Below are 19,211 nucleotides of genomic sequence, written 5' to 3'. Positions count from 1 at the left end.
ACCGTCCAATGCGGGATCGACGCGTTCTGCCGACCTTGATAGGCTTCCGGCAAGCGGCCGTCCGGCCGCGCCTTCCAGTCGCCGCGGTCGCGGCCAGACCGGGTCACGACAATAAAAACGCTCTCGCTCAGCCTCCTTTCGACCGCGGTCATCGCGGCGCTGTCGCTGTGGTTCGTGTCGGCCGCAATCCTGCCGGAGATGCTTGCCGAGGCCCCGATCTCCGCCGCGCGCCAGGCACTGCTGTCCAGCGGCGTGCAGGTCGGCTTCGTCATCGGCGCGCTGGTGTCGGCCTTTCTCGGCCTGCCCGACCGCATCCACCCCGGACGCCTGCTTGCCGCCTGCGCCGCGCTGGCGGCACTGGTGAATGCCGCCCTGCTGGTCCTGCCGGTGGGCGGAAACGGTGCGATCGCCGCGCGCATCCTCACCGGCGCGCTGCTTGCCGGGGTCTATCCCGTCGGCATGAAGATCGCCGTCGGCTGGGGTGTCAGGGACCGGGGCTTCCTTGTCGGCCTGCTGGTCGGCGCGGTGACACTCGGCTCTGCCGCCCCGCACCTGATCGCGCTTGGCGGTGGCGCCGACTGGCGCGTCACGGTGCTTCTCGCCTCCCTGGCTTCCCTCGCAGCCGCCTTTCTCGCTCTCGGCATGCGGCTTGGCCCCTACCATGCAACGTCGCCGCGCTTCGACCCGGGCGTCATCGGCCGGGCCTGGACGGATCGCCGCATCCGTCTCGCCTATGCCGGCTATTTCGGCCACATGTGGGAACTCTACGCCATGTGGACCTGGGCCGGCGCGGCGATGGCAGCCGCCTTCGCTGTCACGCTCGACGATGCCGCCGCATTGTCGCTCGCCCGGATCGCCACCTTCGCGGCGGTCGCGCTCGGCGGGCTTGGTTGCATCGTCGGCGGGCTCGTCGCCGACCGGATCGGCAAGGAAAACGTTGCGATCATCGCGCTGGCCGTCAGCTTCGCCAGCGCGCTTGCCGCCGCCCTCGCCTTCGGCGGCCCGCCCTGGCTGCTCTGCGCGGTCTTTCTGGTCTGGGGAGCCTCGATCGTGCCCGACTCCCCGCAATTCTCGGCGCTGGTGGCGGATTTTGCCCCGGCTTCGCAGGCGGGCAGCCTGATGACACTGCAAACGGCGATCGGCTTCGCGCTGACCTTCGTCACGGTGCAGGCAACGCCCATCGTGGTCGGGACGTCGGGCTGGCCGGTGCTGCTGGCCCTGCTGGCGCTTGGGCCGGCCTTCGGCCTTGTCGCCATGCTGCGACTGCGGCGACTGACGGCAGGCTCACGCGACGCCGGCTGAGCAGCCTGCCCTCAAAACGCAAAAAGCGCCGTGCCCGTCACGGCAGCGGCGCTTCGCTCGCGGCTTTCTTCAAGCCGCCCGGTGGGCATGCGCGTTACAGGACGCGCAGGTTCTCGGCGGCGGAATGGCCGCGCGCATAGTCGAGCTCATAGGCAATCAGCTGGCCCTCGCGCAGGGTCGGGAGACCCGCGCGGCGCAGCGCCGCCATGTCGACATGGACGAAGTCGCCCTCGTCCGGTTCGATCTGGCCGACACCCTGCTTGATGTCGAACCACTTCACATTACCAAAGTCCATTTCAGTCTCTTTCTTATCGTTCTTGTCAGTCTTGTTGCGCACCCGTGCGGGGTGCCGGTCATGCCGCCGTGGCGCGCGTGTCGCGCCGGGGCAACGTCCATGCTCGCGCGGAACGTATCGCGCCGCCGCATGACGAATTGCGTCTCGGTTCGTCTCGAAAGCGCCCGGACCTCATCTTGCAATGTGAGGGTGACAGGCATGCGACACCGCAAGGCGCGCCATATCGTCAGCGAATGATGAACAACTACCGTTAAGAAATGGTGACCGGATTTCATTTTGCAAGCCCTGCCGCCGCGAACCGACAATTCGTCACCCGCAGGTCATGCAAAAACCGTCAAGTTTGATATCCTGCTGTTCATGATCCGACCCCGCCACGACGAAGAGCCTTTGATGACCCCGAGCGTCAACGTCCTGTTGCTTTATCCGCGCTTCCAGGCCGGATCCTTCTGGAACTACCAGGAGACATGCGCCCTGGTCGGCGCCAAGTATCCGGCGCCGCCGCTCGGGCTGATCACCGTTGCCGCGATGCTGCCGGAGAACTGGCAGCCTCGGCTGGTCGACCGCAATACCACGGAGCTGCGGGAGGAGGAGCTTGCCTGGGCCGACGTCGTCTTCACCGGCGGCATGCTGCCGCAGCAGTCGGACACGCTGGCGATCATCGCCATGTGCCAGGCGGCCGGCATTCCCGTCGTCGTCGGCGGTCCCGACGTCACCTCGAGCCCGGACCACTATGCGGTGGCCGATTTCCGGGTGATCGGCGAGGCGGAAGGCATTTTCGGGCAGTTCATCGCAGCCTTCGAGCGCGGCGAACGCTTCGGCACGTTCGAGGCGGAGAAGTTCAAGGCCGACGTCACCACCACGCCGGTGCCGCGTTTCGACCTGCTCAACTTCTCCGACTATGTCCAGGTCAACGTGCAGTTCTCGCGCGGCTGCCCGTTCACCTGCGAATTCTGCGACATCATCGAGCTCTACGGCCGCAAGCCGCGCACCAAGGGCAGCGCCCAGATCCTGGCGGAACTGCAGGCGCTCTACGATCTCGGCTATCGCGGCCATGTGGATTTCGTCGACGACAACCTGATCGGCAACAAGAAGGCCGTGAAGGCGTTCCTGCCGGACCTGATCGCCTGGCAGAAGGCGCATGGCCGGCCGTTCGAGCTCTCGACCGAGGCCTCGCTCAACCTGGCCGACGATCACGACCTTCTGGAAATGATGCGCCATGCCGGCTTCTTCGTCGTCTTCGTCGGCATCGAGAGCCCCGACCCGGACGTGCTGATCGCCACCCGCAAGAAGCAGAACACAAGGCGCGACATCGCCGCCAGCGTGCACCAGATCTACGAGGCGGGCATCTTCGTCATCGGCGGCTTCATTGTCGGTTTCGACGAGGAGAGCGACCGCGTTGCCGACGAGATCGCGGATCTCATCGAGGAGGCCGCGATTCCCGTCGCCATGACGGGACTTCTCTACGCGCTGCCCAACACCCAGCTCACCCGGCGCCTGGCGGCGCAGGGGCGCCTGCATGCCGAGTTCGACATGGCCGATCCCGACCACGAGGAAGGCGACCAGTGCACGGCCGGGCTCAATTTCGAGACACTGCGTCCGCGCGGGCAGATCCTGGCCGACTACCGCAAGGTGATCGAGCGGGTCTACGCGCCGGACGCGTATTTCGGGCGGCTGAAGAAGATGGTCTCAGTGCTCGACATGAGCGGGCCCAACGGCGACGTTCTCAACGCCCGCCTCGCCAGCGACGTGAAGAAGCTCGGCCGGCTCGTCTGGTCGATCACCCGGCGCCATCCGGAGCACCGCGGGCATCTGTGGCGGATGATCGCCTTCACGCTGCGCTACAATCCGCGCGCGCTCAACCCGATGCTGCACATGGTGGCGCTCTACGTGCACCTTGGCCCGTTCTCGCGCTTCGTGCTGGGGCAGATCGACACGCAGATCGCGGAGATCGAGGCGGGCCGGTGGCAACAGCCGGTGCTGGTCGCCGCCGAATAGGCGGCAACCGAAGGCTTCACTCGTCCATTTTCAGGGCCTTGATGAAGGCTTCCTGCGGGATCTCCACCTTGCCGAACTGGCGCATGCGCTTCTTGCCTTCCTTCTGCTTTTCCAGAAGCTTGCGCTTGCGCGTCGCGTCGCCGCCATAGCACTTGGCGGTGACGTCCTTCCTCAGCGCGGCAATGGTCTCGCGGGCGATCACCCTGGCGCCGATGGCCGCCTGGATCGGGATCTTGAACATGTGCCGGGGGATCAGGTCCTTCAGCTTCTCGCACATGGCGCGGCCGCGCCGCTCAGCCTGCGAGCGGTGGACGAGCACCGACAGCGCGTCGACCGGCTCGGCATTGACCAGGATCGACATGCGCACAAGGTCGCCCTCGCGATAGTCGGTGATCTGGTAGTCGAACGAGGCGTAGCCCTTGGAGATCGACTTCAGCCGGTCGTAGAAATCGAAGACCACCTCGTTGAGCGGCAGGTCATAGGTGACCATGGCGCGCGAACCGACATAGTTCAGGTCGACCTGCACGCCGCGCCGCTCCTGGCACAGCGTCAGGATGGCGCCGAGATATTCGTCCGGCGTCATGATCGTGGCGCGGATCCACGGCTCCTCGATCGTCTCGATCTTCACCGGGTCGGGCATGTCGGCCGGATTGTGCAACTCCTTCAAGGTGCCGTCGGTCAGGTGCATGCGGTAGACGACCGAGGGCGCGGTGGCGATCAGGTCGAGATCGAACTCGCGCTCCAACCGCTCCTGGACGATCTCCAGATGCAAGAGGCCGAGGAAGCCGCAGCGGAAACCGAAGCCGAGCGCGGCCGAGGTCTCCATCTCGAAGGAGAAGCTGGCATCGTTCAGCCGCAGCTTGCCCATCGCCGCGCGCAGATCCTCGAAGTCGTTGGCATCGACCGGAAAGAGCCCGCAGAACACCACCGGCTGGGCCGGCTTGAAACCGGGCAGCGCCTTGGCGGTCGGCTTGCGCTCGTCGGTGATCGTGTCGCCGACGCGGGTGTCCGCCACTTCCTTGATCGAGCCGGTGATGACGCCGATCTCGCCGGGTCCGAGATCGTCGGTCATCAGGAATTTCGGGGTCATGACGCCGACGCGGTCGATCTCGTAGGTGGCGTTCGCCCCCATCATCTTGATCTTCTGGCCCTTCTTCATCCGTCCGTCGATGATGCGCACCAGCACCATGACGCCCAGATACGGGTCGTACCAGCTGTCGACCAGCAGCGCCTTCAGCGGCGCATCCGGGTCGCCCTCGGGCGGCGGCAGCCGCTTGACGATCGCCTCCAGCACGTTCTCCACGCCAAGGCCGGTCTTGGCGGAGATCATCACCGCTTCCGAGGCGTCGAGGCCGATGACGTCCTCGATCTGCTCCCTGACCCGGTCCGGCTCGGCCGCCGGCAGGTCGACCTTGTTGAGCACCGAGACGATCTCGTGGTCGTTGTCGATGGCCTGGTAGACATTGGCCAGCGTCTGCGCCTCGACGCCCTGGCTGGCGTCGACGACCAGCAGCGAGCCCTCGCAGGCGGCGAGCGAGCGCGACACCTCGTAGGCGAAGTCCACATGGCCCGGCGTGTCGATCAGGTTCAGCTTGTACTGCTTGCCGTCGGCGGCGTTGTAGATCAGGCGCACGGTCTGCGCCTTGATGGTGATGCCGCGCTCGCGCTCGATGTCCATCGAATCGAGCACCTGCTCCTTCATCTCGCGGCTGGTCAGCGTGCCCGTCATCTGGATCAGGCGGTCGGCCAGCGTCGATTTGCCGTGGTCGATATGCGCCACGATGGAGAAATTGCGGATGTCGGAGATTTTCTGCGTGCTCATGCGCGCCATTTACCATCGCCGCACGCGCCCGCAAAGGGGATTGCGCGGGGGAGACGGGAAAAAGCGAGTTAGCGGTCTGCAGTGGGCCGAGCGTCATAAGGGATGACGAACTTCCAAGCCTTCTTGGTGAACCTATGTTTCGCTAGGACCGAAAGATTTGACGACTACTCCGCTGCAGAATACTCGTTTTCGCTCTCTTCTGCGTACTCCTCCGCAACTCCGCTGAGATACTTATCATATGTTTTCTTAAGGTAACGCAGTGAGGCCTCACGATCTACGTTCGCTTGCAGATGTGCTTGGACGAACTGTAGCCGAGCCTTACATTCGGAAAGTACCTCCGCCCAACTCTTCACCCAGACTTTCACGCAACCGTTTTCTGAAAGGTACACTCGCCCAGGAGGTGCGTCCTTCTGGCGCGTTTCGTGTTGAGCATAAGCGTCCAAGTCGTTGGATATGACCCAGAAACTCCACCTCGTCTTGACGTGGCGGAAACGCTCGTCCTCAGCGATCGAGAAGGCATACTTCTTTGTCTGGGTTATCTCGTCAGCACCTATTTTCACTGACGGTCTCTTCAGTTCGACGACCAGATGCTCGCGTTCCTCGACCCGACTTTGTGGGACAGCGCGAGACAGCATCAGATCAACGATACCTACCTTTCCATCTATCGTCTTTACCGGCCGGTCGATGACCGTATCCAAGCCGATGACTTCCTGGTGCTTTCGCAGGACTTCACTTAGCGACTTGTCGTCCACCGTTAAGCTGAACTCCTCACCAAATAGCCATGTATTATTTTCCGCGATCATACGGTGAAGCTGACTGCGTTCCTTAAGGTGGATCTTGCTATCTACGTCGAAGAGCAACGCCTCTAGTCCATGGACGAACTTGAGGCGATCGGATACTAACCGACTGGCGCTAATGACGTTTGCGAGGTCAGCCTCCTCGAGGAGTTTCGACATTTCCCTCTGTGTGCGCTCTGGAAGGTCAAGGACCTCCGTTAGAATATGCTGTAGCTCGTCAGGACCGCGCTCGATTGCCTGCCTAAGCATCCGCATCTGGAAGGCTCGACTCTTCGAGCTCTGTTGGTTGAAGTCAGGCAAATGTTTGTTGACGTTTAGAGCGACGATATCGAAAACTTTGCGTTCTGCCTTTGCTACTGACGTCTGGGGCTCCGTCCGGTAAGGATAGACATCCTCTTGCTTCCACTGTTCGATTTCGTTCTTAGCCGCCTCGACATCCTTATCCCGGAAATGAGCCTTGATGAGTTCGGCAGCCGTATCGCACGTCTCCTGCAAGACGGCATCCATCTCCGCAAGGTCCAGCACGCCGCGTTGCTGTAGGACGTCGACATATGTCGACCTAAGATAGGCCGAAAACTGATAGCCAGGGGTGTGGAAGCGCGGCATGATGCGTTGGAATGGAAAACCTTCAGGGCCGCACAAGAAAAACCAACGCTCAGACGCCGTCTTCCACTCAATTAGCTCGACCTGAACTGCATGTTCGTGGCCTCCGACAAATATAGGATGGAGATTCAGTGTTTTCCGCTCGGCGATTAGGGCAGAGGGATCGAGCTTCTCCGTCTCCACATACACGCCAACGTCAGAATAGTCCGTGAGGTAAAGAGCAAAAACTTCAGATAGCGCCTGCACGGACCTACTAGGTTCGAGTGACCGATAGGCGCGATCAAGCTCAGTAATCTTCACCTCTACGCCTGTTCCTAATGCGGCTTCGACCTCGATCGGCTCTGAGACCCTCACGTCTACCAAGTCATCTCGCAGAAGCGAGATGGTATATGACATGAGTTGACTGCCTTTGAGGTAGCGCACCGACCAGAAAGCCGAGCGCCCGAGAGCCAACGCTTTCAGGCGGCCTTTTCCTTCTTTGCCGTGCAGAAGCCGGCCCTTTGTCTTGGATCGGCTGCCGTGCCGCTTCCAGGACCCACCAAGTTTCCCGAAGAAAGACTCGACCTCATCGTGGGGAAAACCGTGCCCGTTGTCTCGGACAGTCACTGCTCGCATCGCCATGTCGTCGGCATCGATCTCGACGTCAACGCGGGTTGCGTCCGCATCGAGTGAGTTCCAAACGAGTTCGGACAAGGCTTGAATTGGCTTTGCAATCGCCAGCTTATTCAGGTGGTCGCGCTCAACCTGAAGCCTGTAATGTGTTTCCGGCATTCAAACACCTTAAAAAAAAATACCTTTATCCGACTATGGTCAATCAGATGCGACCTTAGTGTCAAGGATACTCAGTCGGCTTGACTGAGAAAAGCTCATCGGATCTCAGGGTTGAGTGCGCCGGCCGGATCAGGTCATCAACGCTCTGATTGTATTTATTTTCTCTCAGAAATTGAGCCCGAATCTGCAACCATTGCTTGACGTTCAAGAGCAGCGATTAAGTCCGCCGCCTACATACCCCTCACCTCGCCACAAGCACCTGCGTGCAGGCGTCCGGCAGGGCGGCGAGGGTCATGTGCTTCTTCTTCGACGGCTTCGAGGGTTTGGCGGGCTTTTTCGGCACCCAGGGCTCGTCGGAGAGCCACCAGGCCAGCTCCTTGCCGCAGCCGTCGCCCGCCGGCGGCGGGTTCTGGTCCTTGCAGCCGATGCTGCCGTCAGGACAGGCGATGCGCACATGGAAATGATAGTGGTGGCCCCACCAGGGGCGCACTTTCCTCAACCAGGAACGGTCGCCGGTCTCGAAACGGCAGAGCGCCTGCTTGATGCCGGGATGGGCGAAGATGCGGGCAACGCGCCGGTCCTGCGCCGCGCGGCGGATCAGCCTTGCGCGCGCGTCGCTCCATTTCGCCGGGTCGACGCCCCGGTCGGCATCCTTCAGGTTGGACGGGCCCTTGAGCATGGAGACCGCCGACATGCTCTCGCGCTCGTCGCGGGACAATGTGCGGTCCGGCATCGGCGTCAGCCAGATGTCGGCATCGAGGCCGATCTGGTGGCTGGCATGGCCGGATGTCATCGGCCCGCCGCGCGGCTGGGCAAGGTCGCCGACAAGCAGGCCGTTCCAGCCGAGCGCGGGCGCATCGGTGGCCAGCCGCTGCAGCATGTCGATCAGTTCCGGATGACCCCAGTTGCGGTTGCGCGACAGGCGCATCACCTGCCAGCTCGGCCCGTCGACGGCGAGCGCGGTGGCGCCGGCAACGCAGCCCTTGGCATAGGAGCCGATGGAGCGGGCGGCGAGCGGCGCGGGCGAGCGCATGGCGCCGAAGAGGTCCTTGGCGACCGCTGACCGCGAGACATTCGCCGGAACGGCGGCGGCCGTCTCCTGCAGCGCCGGGGCGGCCCCGGCAGCAATTTCGGCGGCGATTTCGGCGCGCTCGCGCGGCGCCGGCTGCGGCAGGGGGGCGGCGGCGAAGCGGGACCGCTCGGCCTCGGCAACAGGTCGTTCTCCGCCAGAAGAAACGCCGCCAGAGGAAACGAGATCGCCGATATCGGTGGAGGGAAGGATGCGCGTTGTCGTCACCCGCCGTTCCTCCAGCCGCGACAGGGCGTCGGCGGCGATCAGGCTGGCCGGCTTTTCGCGCGGCAGCGGGGCGGAGAAGGCCGGTCCCGAGGCAGAGGCCACGGCCAGCGCCGCGATGCAGGCGGCGGCGAGCAGGCCGAGCCAGGCATGGCGGGTTCGCAGACCGGCCTCCGTCATCTCGAAGGGCACACAGTTGGCTGCTGTCGCGCGTCTCATGGCCGGCTCCCTCGTGGCCTTGGTCTCCCCGGGCAGGCGGCGTTCGCCATGGCCCGTTGAAGCAGTGTCGCGCCGGAGCGTTTACGTTCGGTTAACCATAAACGGGGACCGGGCGGCAAGACGGCTCAGTCGTCGCGCTCGCTCATTTCCGCGGCGATCCGGTCGAGCGTCAGCGTGTTGTCGCGGATGATCCGGTCGGCGACGCCGTTCAGTTCGATGATGTTGCCGGGCCGGGTGTTGTCGAGCGCCTCGGCCCCTTCCGGCAGGTCGCCGTCGAGGCGGATCACCTCGGCGACGCCGGCAGCCGGCAGCAGCCGTTCCGCCTGGTAGGCGGCGGTGGTCGACTGGCCATGCGCCAGGATCGACAGGAGCGGCGTGCCGTTGCCGGGCGAGAGCCAGCCGAGCGGTCCCCAGGTCGAGGCCTCGCGGAACGTGTAGCCGCGCCTGCTGGCGGCGCCCGTGCCGAGCGAGAGAAAGGTGATTTCCTGCGCGCTCCAGCCGAGCTTCATCGCCTCCAGATAGGCGGCAAGCACCGGATTGTTCATCACCACGCCGCCATCGATCAGCACGCGCTCGTCGCCATGGGTCAGGTTTTCCGCGCGCATCGGCTCGAAATAGACCGGCGCCGCCGTCGTCGCCCGCACCGCCTGCCAGAAGTAGTAGTCATCCGGCCGGCTGCCGTCGCTTTGCCGGCCATTGGTCATGAACACCGCCTCGCGCCGTTCGATGTCATAGGCGGTGAGCACGATGCGGGTCAGCGCCGACTGCAGCGAGGTCCAGCCGAGCTGGTCCTTGAGGATGCGTTCCAGCGGCCGCTCGTCATAGCGCTCGTCGAACAGCGCCCGGGGATTGGCGACGAAGCGCTCGAACAGGCTCTTGCGGCGGAAGACATCGCGGGCGTCGACCTCGAAGAAGCGGCGCAGCTCGGTGATGCCGGCCGCCTGGCCGCCCAGGTCGTCGGGACCGGGGGCGGCAAGGCCCGCTGCGATCAGCCCGCCGGTGGAAGATCCCGCGATCATGTCGAAATAACGGTGCATCGGCGCGCTCTTGCCGAGCGCCCTGAGGCGCGCCTCCAGCGTCTCGAGGATTCGCACGGGAACAAGGCCCCGGATCCCGCCTCCGTCGATCGCCAGAATGAAGCGCCTGCGCCCTGTCATAAGTACCCTCGCCTGTCCGTGTCCAGCCAATGACGATCATGCCGCGCCAAGCCTTGGCGCGAAATACGACAAACCGATGACCCGCAGGCAAAAACGCACGCCCGGCCGGGCCTCAGCCCATGTGCAGTTCGGCAGCCTCGGCGCGGAGGGCGACGGCATCGAGCAGCCGGTCAAGATCCTCGGGCCGCGACAGGCGGTGATCGCCGTCCTTGACCAGGGTCAGCACGACATCGTCCAGCGCCAGGCATTCCGTCAGCCTGAGCGCATGCTGCCAGGGCACCGCGTCGTCGCGCTGTCCCTGCAGGATGGTGACCGGGCAGCCGGTCTCGATGGCCCCGCCAAGCAGCAGGTTTTCGCGGCCGTCCTCGATCAGCGCGCGGGTGATGACATAGGGACTGTCGTCATATTCGGACGGGCGCTCAAAGCGGCCCTCGCGCAGGATCGTCTCGCGGATCTCGTCGGTGAACTCGTTCTTCCACATCAGCTCCTCGGTGAAATCCGGGGCCGGGGCGATCAGCACCATGCCGGCGAGCGGCGCCGCGCCGGCGCCTTCGGCCAGCAACGCACGGGCTAGAAGCAGCGCGATCCAGCCGCCCATGGACGAGCCGACGACGATGGTCGGCTCGCGGCAGAAGGCGGCGTGAACGGCAACGGCCTCCTCGGCCCATTGCGAGATGGTGCCGTCCTCGAACGCGCCGCCGGACAGGCCGTGGCCGGAATAGTCAAGCCGCGTCATCGCATGGCCGGTGGCGCGCGCCCAGGCCGCAAGCTCCTCCGCCTTGGTGCCGGCCATGTCGGACTTGAAGCCGGAAAGCCAGAGAATGCCGCAGCGGCCGGGCTCGCCCTCCTCGCGCAGAACCGCGATCCGCCGCGCCTGGGCGCCGCGTCCCACCTCGATGAAGCGTTCGCCGCCGGGTCCCGTCACTGCATCGCTCATGTCGTCGCTCCTTGCCTGGTCGCTGCCCGATGTGGCACAGGATGCAGGGTTTGAGAAGTCCGCCCCGGCTTCCGCACCCATGGCTCCCGCACCCATGGCTTCCGCACCCATGGCTCCCGCAACCTTGCCCGACAGGATGCCTGTGACCCGCCGCACCGTTCTGCAAGTCATTCCCGAACTCGACACCGGCGGCGCCGAACGCACCGCCGTCGACGTCGCCCTCGCGCTGGTCGCGGCCGGCCACCGGGCGATCGTCGCAAGCCAGGGCGGACGGCTCGTCGGGGAGCTCGTGGCCGGCGGGGCCGAGCATGTCACGCTGCCCTTGAAGCGCAAGGCGCCGCTGGCGCTCTGGCGCAACGCGCAAGCGCTGCGGCATCTGGTTCGCGCCGAGGGCGTCGATCTTGTGCATGCCCGTTCGCGGGCGCCGGCCTGGTCGGCGCTGCGCGCCGCGCGGACGCAAGGCGTGCCCTTCGTCACCACCTATCACGGCATCTACAACCAGTCGAACGCGGCCAAGGCACTCTACAATTCGGTGATGGCGCGCGGCGATTCGGTGATCGCCAATTCCCGCTACACCGCAAGGCTGATCGCCGAGCGCCATCCCTTCGCGCAGGGGCGCATCGCCGTCATCCATCGCGGCTCGGACCTTGCCGCACTCGACCCGGCCTCGGTTTCGGCCGAACGCCGGCGGGATCTGGCGAGCGCATGGGGTCTTGCGGGGAGCGAGCGGGTGATCCTCAACCTTGCCCGCCTCACCCACTGGAAGGGGCAGCTGGTGCTGGTCGATGCGCTGGCGCGGCTTTCCCTCTCGAGCGAGGCGCCCGCCGGCTGGGTCGCGATCCTGGCGGGCGACGCGCAGGGGCGCGAGGCCTATGTGGCGGAACTCGAACAGCGGATCGCGGCCGCCGGCCTCGCGGATCGTGTGCGGCTCGTGGGCCATTGCGCGGATATCGGCGCGGCGCTGGCGCTTGCCGATGTCGCCGTCGTTGCCTCCATCGAACCGGAAGCCTTCGGGCGGGCCGCCGTCGAGGCGCAGGCCGCCGGCGTGCCGGTCGTTGCGACAAACCTCGGCGCGGTGCCCGAGACCGTGCTGGCGCCGCCCGATGTCGCGGAAGACGAACGCACCGGCTGGCGCGTGCCGGCCAGCGATGCCGGAGCGCTCGCCGCCGCGATTGCCGAGATGCTGGCCCTTGCGCCCGACCGGCGCGAGGCGCTGGCGGGGCGGGCACACGCCCATGTCAGCGCGCATTTCTCCGTCGAGGCGATGTGCGCGGCAACCCTTGCGGTCTACGACCGGCTGCTTGCCGGCCGCTGACAGGGCGGCTCAGGCCGCGCGGATATGCGCGAGAAACCGCTCGACCTCCTCGCGCATGGCCGCCGACTGGCTCGACAGCCCCTGGGCGGCCACCGTCACCGTCTGTACAGCGCCCTGGCTCTCGCGCGAAGCCGTGCTGACGCCGACAATGCCCTGCGAGACCGACCGGCTTCCCTCCGCCGCCTCGAGCACGTTGCGGGACACATCACGCGTCGTCGCGCCCTGCTCTTCCATCGCCGCGGCAATCGCTGCGGTGGTTCCGTTCAACTCGCTGATGATCTTGCCTATGCCGTCGATGGCAGAAACAGCCGTGCGCGTCTCCGACTGGATCTCGGCGACAAGCTTGGCAATACCGTCGGTTGCCTTCGAGGTCTCGCTGGCCAGTGCCTTGACCTCGCCGGCGACCACGGCAAAGCCCTTGCCCGCTTCGCCGGCCCGGGCCGATTCGATGGTCGCGTTGAGAGCCAGAAGATTGGTCTGGGCCGCGATGTCGGAGATCATCGAGACGACCTGGCCGATGCGGTCGGCGACCCCGGACAGGGCCGTCATCTGATCCGTCGTCTGGACGATGTTGTCCGATGCCTGCTGGGTCGATCCGGATGCCCGCAGCACCTGGGCGCTGATCTCCTCGATGGAGGCCGACATTTCCTCGGTCGCCGCGGCAACGGTATGGACATTCGAAGCCGTCTGCTCGGATGCCGCCGCCACCGAGGCGGAGCGCGCGTCAACGTCCTGCGAAGCGCAGGCCATGACCTGGGAAGCGCGGTCAAGCTCCTGCGACGCCTGTGAAATCGCGTGGACGATGCGACCAACCGAACCGTCGAACTCCTCGGCCAGCCTTGCCATCATCGCGCGCTTCTCCGCTTCTGCCCGCTGCGCCTGCTTCGCCTGTTCCGCCTCCAGCTCCCGGGTGCGGATCGCGTTGGCACGGAACACCTCGACGGCCCGCGCCATGGCGCCGATCTCGCGATGGGCGGCGGCGGCGGGAACCGACACGGAGGTATCGCCGTCGGCCAACGCCCGCATCGCCCCGGTGATGCCGAGAACCGGGCGGGTGATGCCGCGGCCGATCACGTAGGCAAGCGCCAGGGCAGCCAGAAGCATTGCAGAGGCGGCGATCACGAAAACCGTCGCAACCGTTTCCCGCGTGAGGTCGAGATCGGCCTCGGCGGCTTCCAGTCCGTCGACCGCCGTGCTGACGATCGCCTCCACATGGGGCGTCAGGTCGGCATAGATGCGGCTCAGCGCATCCACCTCCTCCGCGATCCGCGCATGATTGGCAGCATAAGCCTTGAAGCCGGAAACATAGGTGTCCAGCAGACCGGAAATCTCGGCGCGCGCACCCGTGTCCAGGTCCGCCTGCTGCAACAGGCCGTCGAACTCGGCGCGGCGGGCATCGACCTCACCCACGTATTTCAGGTCGCCGCGCAGCATCAGGTCCTTCTCGTGACGCCGCATCATCAGCATCCTGACGGTCAACGCGTCGAGGCTGGCGACCTTGAGGCGCGCCTCGACGGCATGCACCGCCGCGCGCAGCTCTCCCTGGAGACCGCTTTTCTCATCGAAGCCCATTGTCCGGTAGGCTTCGACGATGCGCCGGAACTGATCCCGGTGCGCGGCGATACCCGCCTGCGCAAGGCCGATCTGCATGGCAACCGGCTTGGCGGCCGCCAGTTCCGACATGCGCGGAATGATCGAAAGCGCCGATTCGACGGCCGCCTCGTAGCGATCCGCCTCCTCCTGGTTCCGGCGAATCAGGAAGTCCTTCTCCCGGCGGCGCATCTGCAACGTCTCGTTGGCAAGTTGCCCGGCGAATGTTTCCAGCCGGCGATTGTCCAGCATGCGATCGACCGCCGCATTGTTGCGCGCATCGCCAAGAAAATGTGTCAGCGACAGCACAATGACGGCGACAACGGCGATCGCTGCCAGCACACCGACACGCACGGCTACGGGAATACCGTTCTTTGGACGGAGAAGGACGAGGGACACCATACGCTCCTGAGCATATCGACGACCGCCGAAAGGACGCGACCTTTCGCGGTGGTCAAGCCATCCCTCCCGCAAGCATATGTGCCTCAATAATCATAACGGCCAGTTAATCTTTATTGTCACAACTCCGATAACACGCCCATGTTTTTTGGCACTGACAGGCAACTCCTGGTCATCGGCGAAACAACTTCCGGACCTGCAGGCCCGCATCGACATTCGGCCAAACCGGCCGCGCAGCTTCAGCCGCATCCCGGCCGCGCAGCTGCGGCATCGTCCACCTGCGCCCGAATCCGGTTGACTTCTCCCGCTTTTCACTGGATTTTCTTGGCAACGGCCTGATCGGTCGCCACATTGGTCCCCGGCGCCAGGCGTGCGGGGCATTCGTTGTTGCGAACCGGTCCAGCGTTCTTCCCCGACGGCCCTCAGGCAGACGGATCAGGGAGACGGATCAGGGAGACAGGCCGTCGAACCGAAAGGTTCATCGAACAGTTTCGTTGAAACATTAGAGGAGTTAGCGACCATTCGCCGTCCATACCGCGCACCGCCGCCGACCAAGGAAGGCCCGCGCACCAACCAAGAGATCCGTGTTCGGGAAGTCCAGCTTATCGACAAGGATGGAGAGAACCTCGGCGTCACCCTGACGGAAGATGCGATGAGGATGGCCGAAGAGGCCGGGCTCGATCTTGTCGAGATCTCTCCGAACTCTTCGCCGCCTGTCTGCAAGATCCTGGATTTTGGCCGGTACAAGTACCAGAGCCAGAAGAAGGCCGCGGAAGCGCGCAAGAAGCAGAAGGTCGTCGAGGTCAAGGAAATCAAGATGCGTCCGAACATCGACACCCATGATTATGAGGTGAAGATGCGGAACATGAAGCGTTTCTTCGACGAAGGCGACAAGGTGAAGGTCACCCTGCGGTTCCGTGGACGCGAAATGGCGCACCAGGACCTCGGCATCGCACTGCTCCACAAGGTGCGTGACGAGACGGCGGAATTCGCCAAGGTCGAGTCCCATCCCCGGCTCGAGGGCCGCCAGATGGTGATGGTGCTGGCGCCGATCGCGCGCTAGACGACCACTGCGTACACTGCCCTGCCTTTGGCGGGCATGTGTTGAAGACAGGAACCCGGTCATCTGGCCGGGTTCTTTTCGTTGTGCCCCTTCCCCGCGAGCCGTGCGGCGCTGGCGGGGCCGGTTGCCTTCTCGCGCGTTTTTGCGCCCATTTGGACCTTCCAGGGCCATTCCCGCCCTTGTGTTTTTCAGGGACCGCGCTTATAAGCCCGTGTCCCGAGCCGCCCGGCTTCGCGGGACCGGTCTGTTTTGGCGGACCTCCCGTGACGAACGGGCATGCCGTGGCGGCTCACAACGGCTTCCAACAACAGCCGGCGGCGTTACACCCGCCGGGTCAAGAAAGGATGCGAAATGCCCAAGCTGAAGACCAAGTCTGGAGCGAAAAAGCGCTTCAAGCTTACCGCGACCGGAAAGGTCAAGTGCGCCCAGGCGGGCAAGCGTCACGGGATGATCAAGCGTTCGAACAAGTTCATCCGAGACGCGCGCGGCACCACCACGCTGTCCGAGCCCGATGCCCGTATCGTCAAGCAGTTCCTGCCCTACGGCTGAACCTGACGGCGTTCTGACTTTCCAAGGAGTTCAATTCCATGTCGCGTGTCAAAAGGGGCGTAACCGCCCACGCAAAGCACAAGAAGGTCCTCAAGGCCGCCAAGGGCTACTACGGTCGTCGCAAGAACACGATCCGCGTTGCCAAGCAGGCGGTCGAGAAGGCCGGACAGTACGCCTATCGCGACCGCAAGGTCCGCAAGCGCAATTTCCGCTCGCTCTGGATCCAGCGCATCAACGCCGCCGTGCGCGAGCACGGCCTGACTTACGGGCGCTTCATCGACGGCCTCAACAAGGCCGGTATCGAGATCGACCGCAAGGTCCTGTCCGACATCGCGATCCGCGAGCCGGATGCGTTCAAGGTCCTGACCGAGCAGGCCAAGGGCGCGCTGTCGGCATAAGGCCGGCACCGACCCGACTGACATCAAGGGCGCGCCGGCACGGCGCGCCCTTTTTCGTTGCAGGGATCGAGCGGAGCACAAGCCGCACGAGTCAGCCGGCCGGCGCCGGGTCCCGGTACAGCTTGACGACGCCCGTGAGGTTGTCGCCTCCAAGGCCCGCAGCGGCGGCCGCACCGAACACGGCCCCGCCGGCCGCGACCATCGGCATCCGCGCCCCGACCTCCCTGCCTGCCCGCAGGACGAGCGACAGGTCCTTGGCGATGAGGTCGACGGGTGCTGCCGGCGCGAACGCGCCCGCCAGCATGGCCCGGCCACCCGAAACGACCGCCGGGCTCGCCACGGCCGTCGCCCCGATGATCTCGAGCGCGGTGGCGGTGTCCGCACCCGACCTTGCGGCAAGGCCGAGAAGTTCGGCCAGCGTCGCGGTCTGGGCGGCAAGCAGCGCGTTGACCATCAGCTTGACCAGCGCACCGGCACCCGGCCCGCCGGCGTGGAACGCGGACTTGCCGAGGTCGAGAAGCACCGGCTCCACCGTCTCCAGCACATCCGCCCTGCCGCCCGCCATGAAGACGAGCTCGCCTGCCTCCGCCTGCGGCCGCGATCCGGCTACCGGCGCGTCGAGAAAGGCAATGCCCCGCTCCTGCGCCAGGGCATGAAGCCGCAGCACATGCCGCATGGAGACCGTCGAGCATTCGATGCCGACGCATCCTTTTTCCAGGCCCGCCAGCGCGCCCGTGTCAGGAGCCAGCCAAACCGCTTCCGAGGCCGCATCGTCGTAAACCATCGCGATCACAAGCTCGCCCCCCTTGACGGCGGCGCGCGGGGTCGGCGCGGACACCGCTCCCCGTTCGACCAGCGCGGCGACAGGACCGGACGACCGGTTCCAGACCGTGACGGAATGCCCCGCCTTCAGGAGCCTTGCGGCCATGCGCGACCCCATCGCCCCGAGCCCGAGAACGGCGACCCGGCTCATGCGCCACCTGCCTGCGCCGCGTCATTGCCGGCAGCCCTCCAGGAGAGCGCCGGGTCTGTCATGAAATCCTCATGCGGCGTTGCCGTGATATGATTGGCGTAGTTGGAGATCGTCTTGACCGCGATGATCACAAGGACCTCCAGCACCTGTGCCCGGGTGAAGCCGGCGGCGAGGAAGTCCGCAAGCGCGCCCGGGCCCGCATGACCCCGCGTTTCAAGCAGCTTGCGGGTGAATGCGGCAAGGTCCGCCAGCCGCGTGGTGGCGGGTGGCCCGCCGGCGCGCAGGGCCTCCAGGTCCGCCTCCTCCATCCCGGCCTGCCGGGCAAGGAACGTGTGGCCCATGGTGCAGTAGGCGCAGCCGTGAAAGACGCTGACCGTGAGAAAAGCCGCCTGCCGCTCGACCGGGCCAAGACTGGCGCGTTCCTGCACGAGGCCGAACAGGGTCTCGTAACTTGCCAGCGCCAGCGGGCTCTCCGCCAGGATGGCGTGGAGGTTGGGCACGAAACCCCATTGCGCCTGTACCGCCTCGAGCAAGCCGCGGGCACCCTCCGGCGCGCTGTCGCGTGTGTGAAGGGGAAATGTGTTCATCGGTCTGTCCTTCTCGCAGGGATGGCCGCCATGGCCATCCCGTCGCCGAACGCTATCGATGCCGAAACCCGCGTAAAATGATTGATCATGCAGGTCATTGATGTGAAATATGCATGAATGAACACGGAAGACATCGCACTCTTCGTCGAGATCGCCCGCCATGGCAGCTTTGCCGGCACCGCCCGGGCACGGGGTACGGACCCGTCCTCGATCTCGCGCTCCGTCGCCGCGCTGGAAGCACAGCTCGGCGTGCGGCTGTTCCAGCGCACGACACGCCGCTTGTCGCTGACCGAGGCGGGCGAGGCCTGTCTTGCCCGGGTCGCCCCGCTGATGGACGAACTGGAAGACGCGCTGGCGGCGACGCGCGACACCCGCGCCCGGCCGCGCGGCACCTTGCGGCTGTCGGCATCCGTCGCTTTCGGGCAGCAGATCGTCGTTCCCCTGCTCGGCGGATTCCGTCGCGCCTTTCCGCTTGTCGGCGTGGAATGCCTCTTCACCGATGCCAATGTCGACCTTGTCGGCGAGCGGGTGGATCTTGCGATCCGCCTGGCGCCCGCTGTCGAGGGCGACGTCATCGTCTCCAAGCTGATGGACACCCGCTATCTCGTCGTCGCATCGCCGGCCTATCTTGCCGGTGCGCCGGCCCTGCACCAGCCTTCCGACCTTGCTTCCCACCGGGTGCTGCGCTTCCCGCTTCGCGACTATCGCAGCCGCTGGCTGTTTCGCGGCCCGTCCGGGGAGATTTTCGAGCAGCCGGTGGACGGGGACCTCGTACTCGCGCCGGCGGGCGCCATTCGCGACGCGGCCGTCGGCGGGCTCGGCCCGGCCCTGCTGCCGGACTGGCTGGTGCGGGAGGACGTTGCAAGCGGGCGGCTGGTCCGCTGCCTTGCCGACTGGGCCGTGACCGCCACACGCTTCGACACGGCCGCATGGCTGGTCTATCCGAGCCGTGCCCATCTGCCCGCGAAAACCCGGGCGATGATCGGTTTCCTGCGCGAGGCTCATTCCGGCACGGCCTGAGCCGCCAACCCCCGCCAACTGCCGGCTCCACCCGCCCGCGACGAGTTGTGCCTTGCAAGCCGGACGGCGCACGGGCTAGGACGTGGACTCACAATTGTGCCGGAAACGGCGCCCGGTCTGGCATC

General features: G+C 65.4%; 16 protein-coding genes. 7 read left to right on the top strand and 9 right to left on the bottom strand.

Features of this window, described 5'->3' with window-relative positions; all coding sequences use genetic code 11:
- Positions 1 to 111: 111 nt before the first annotated feature.
- Positions 112 to 1,302: an MFS transporter gene (locus tag ACQY46_RS06750; RefSeq protein WP_428700428.1), complete on the top strand. Its 1,191-nt coding sequence runs from the start codon at positions 112 to 114 to the stop codon at positions 1,300 to 1,302.
- A gap of 94 nt (positions 1,303 to 1,396) precedes the next feature.
- Here ACQY46_RS06750 and ACQY46_RS06745 read toward each other — a convergent pair whose 3' ends face one another.
- Positions 1,397 to 1,597 (bottom strand): cold shock domain-containing protein, encoded by a 201-nt coding sequence (locus ACQY46_RS06745; RefSeq protein WP_306029251.1) that lies wholly within the window; start codon positions 1,595 to 1,597, stop codon positions 1,397 to 1,399.
- Between the two features lie 390 nt (positions 1,598 to 1,987).
- On the opposite strand from ACQY46_RS06745, the gene ACQY46_RS06740 reads away from it, so the two are divergent.
- On the top strand, positions 1,988 to 3,592 hold the full coding sequence (locus ACQY46_RS06740) for a B12-binding domain-containing radical SAM protein (protein WP_428699498.1): 1,605 nt from the start codon (positions 1,988 to 1,990) through the stop codon (positions 3,590 to 3,592).
- 16 nt (positions 3,593 to 3,608) lie between these two features.
- On the opposite strand, the gene lepA is transcribed toward ACQY46_RS06740, so the two are convergent.
- The 5 genes from lepA to ACQY46_RS06715 all read right to left on the bottom strand — a co-directional run bounded on the left by lepA (position 3,609) and on the right by ACQY46_RS06715 (position 11,192).
- On the bottom strand, positions 3,609 to 5,414 hold the full coding sequence (gene lepA, locus ACQY46_RS06735; RefSeq protein ID WP_428699497.1) for a translation elongation factor 4: 1,806 nt from the start codon (positions 5,412 to 5,414) through the stop codon (positions 3,609 to 3,611).
- 164 nt (positions 5,415 to 5,578) lie between these two features.
- The gene (locus ACQY46_RS06730; protein WP_428699496.1) at positions 5,579 to 7,585 is read right to left on the bottom strand and encodes an ATP-binding protein; all 2,007 of its coding nucleotides are present in this window, start codon (positions 7,583 to 7,585) and stop codon (positions 5,579 to 5,581) included.
- A gap of 241 nt (positions 7,586 to 7,826) precedes the next feature.
- Positions 7,827 to 9,098 carry a penicillin-insensitive murein endopeptidase gene (gene mepA / locus ACQY46_RS06725; RefSeq protein WP_428699495.1) on the bottom strand — a complete coding sequence of 424 codons (1,272 nt, stop codon included), beginning with the start codon at positions 9,096 to 9,098 and terminating at the stop codon, positions 7,827 to 7,829.
- Between the two features lie 125 nt (positions 9,099 to 9,223).
- Positions 9,224 to 10,255, bottom strand: coding sequence for a patatin-like phospholipase family protein (locus ACQY46_RS06720; protein ID WP_428699494.1), 1,032 nt, complete (start codon positions 10,253 to 10,255; stop codon positions 9,224 to 9,226).
- A 112-nt stretch (positions 10,256 to 10,367) separates the two neighbouring features.
- Positions 10,368 to 11,192: an alpha/beta hydrolase gene (locus ACQY46_RS06715; RefSeq protein WP_428699493.1), complete on the bottom strand. Its 825-nt coding sequence runs from the start codon at positions 11,190 to 11,192 to the stop codon at positions 10,368 to 10,370.
- Positions 11,193 to 11,328: 136 nt separating this feature from the next.
- On the opposite strand from ACQY46_RS06715, the gene ACQY46_RS06710 reads away from it, so the two are divergent.
- Positions 11,329 to 12,507, top strand: coding sequence for a glycosyltransferase family 4 protein (locus ACQY46_RS06710; RefSeq protein WP_428699492.1), 1,179 nt, complete (start codon positions 11,329 to 11,331; stop codon positions 12,505 to 12,507).
- Between the two features lie 9 nt (positions 12,508 to 12,516).
- On the opposite strand, the gene ACQY46_RS06705 is transcribed toward ACQY46_RS06710, so the two are convergent.
- Positions 12,517 to 14,496 carry a methyl-accepting chemotaxis protein gene (locus ACQY46_RS06705; RefSeq protein ID WP_428699491.1) on the bottom strand — a complete coding sequence of 660 codons (1,980 nt, stop codon included), beginning with the start codon at positions 14,494 to 14,496 and terminating at the stop codon, positions 12,517 to 12,519.
- 520 nt (positions 14,497 to 15,016) lie between these two features.
- Between ACQY46_RS06705 and infC the strand changes: the two genes are divergently transcribed.
- The 3 genes from infC to rplT all read left to right on the top strand — a co-directional run bounded on the left by infC (position 15,017) and on the right by rplT (position 16,506).
- The gene (gene infC, locus ACQY46_RS06700; RefSeq protein ID WP_428700427.1) at positions 15,017 to 15,559 is read left to right on the top strand and encodes a translation initiation factor IF-3; all 543 of its coding nucleotides are present in this window, start codon (positions 15,017 to 15,019) and stop codon (positions 15,557 to 15,559) included.
- A gap of 351 nt (positions 15,560 to 15,910) precedes the next feature.
- Positions 15,911 to 16,108 carry a 50S ribosomal protein L35 gene (rpmI, locus tag ACQY46_RS06695; protein ID WP_428699490.1) on the top strand — a complete coding sequence of 66 codons (198 nt, stop codon included), beginning with the start codon at positions 15,911 to 15,913 and terminating at the stop codon, positions 16,106 to 16,108.
- A 38-nt stretch (positions 16,109 to 16,146) separates the two neighbouring features.
- The gene (gene rplT / locus ACQY46_RS06690; RefSeq protein WP_306029245.1) at positions 16,147 to 16,506 is read left to right on the top strand and encodes a 50S ribosomal protein L20; all 360 of its coding nucleotides are present in this window, start codon (positions 16,147 to 16,149) and stop codon (positions 16,504 to 16,506) included.
- A gap of 91 nt (positions 16,507 to 16,597) precedes the next feature.
- On the opposite strand, the gene ACQY46_RS06685 is transcribed toward rplT, so the two are convergent.
- Entirely contained in the window at positions 16,598 to 17,479 is an 882-nt protein-coding gene (locus ACQY46_RS06685; protein WP_428699489.1) for an NAD(P)-dependent oxidoreductase, read from the bottom strand.
- Positions 17,476 to 18,066, bottom strand: a complete 591-nt coding sequence (locus tag ACQY46_RS06680) for a carboxymuconolactone decarboxylase family protein (protein ID WP_428699488.1) — start codon at positions 18,064 to 18,066, stop codon at positions 17,476 to 17,478. The genes ACQY46_RS06685 and ACQY46_RS06680 overlap by 4 nt, the downstream gene beginning before the upstream one ends.
- A gap of 117 nt (positions 18,067 to 18,183) precedes the next feature.
- Here ACQY46_RS06680 and ACQY46_RS06675 point away from each other — a divergent pair, with 117 nt between their 5' ends.
- The gene (locus tag ACQY46_RS06675) at positions 18,184 to 19,086 is read left to right on the top strand and encodes a LysR substrate-binding domain-containing protein (protein WP_428699487.1); all 903 of its coding nucleotides are present in this window, start codon (positions 18,184 to 18,186) and stop codon (positions 19,084 to 19,086) included.
- The last annotated feature ends 125 nt before the right edge of the window (positions 19,087 to 19,211 follow it).

Source organism: Stappia sp. (assembly GCF_965276915.1).
Taxonomy (GTDB): Bacteria; Pseudomonadota; Alphaproteobacteria; order Rhizobiales; family Stappiaceae; genus Stappia.
This window is presented reverse-complemented; position numbering and strand designations above follow the sequence as displayed.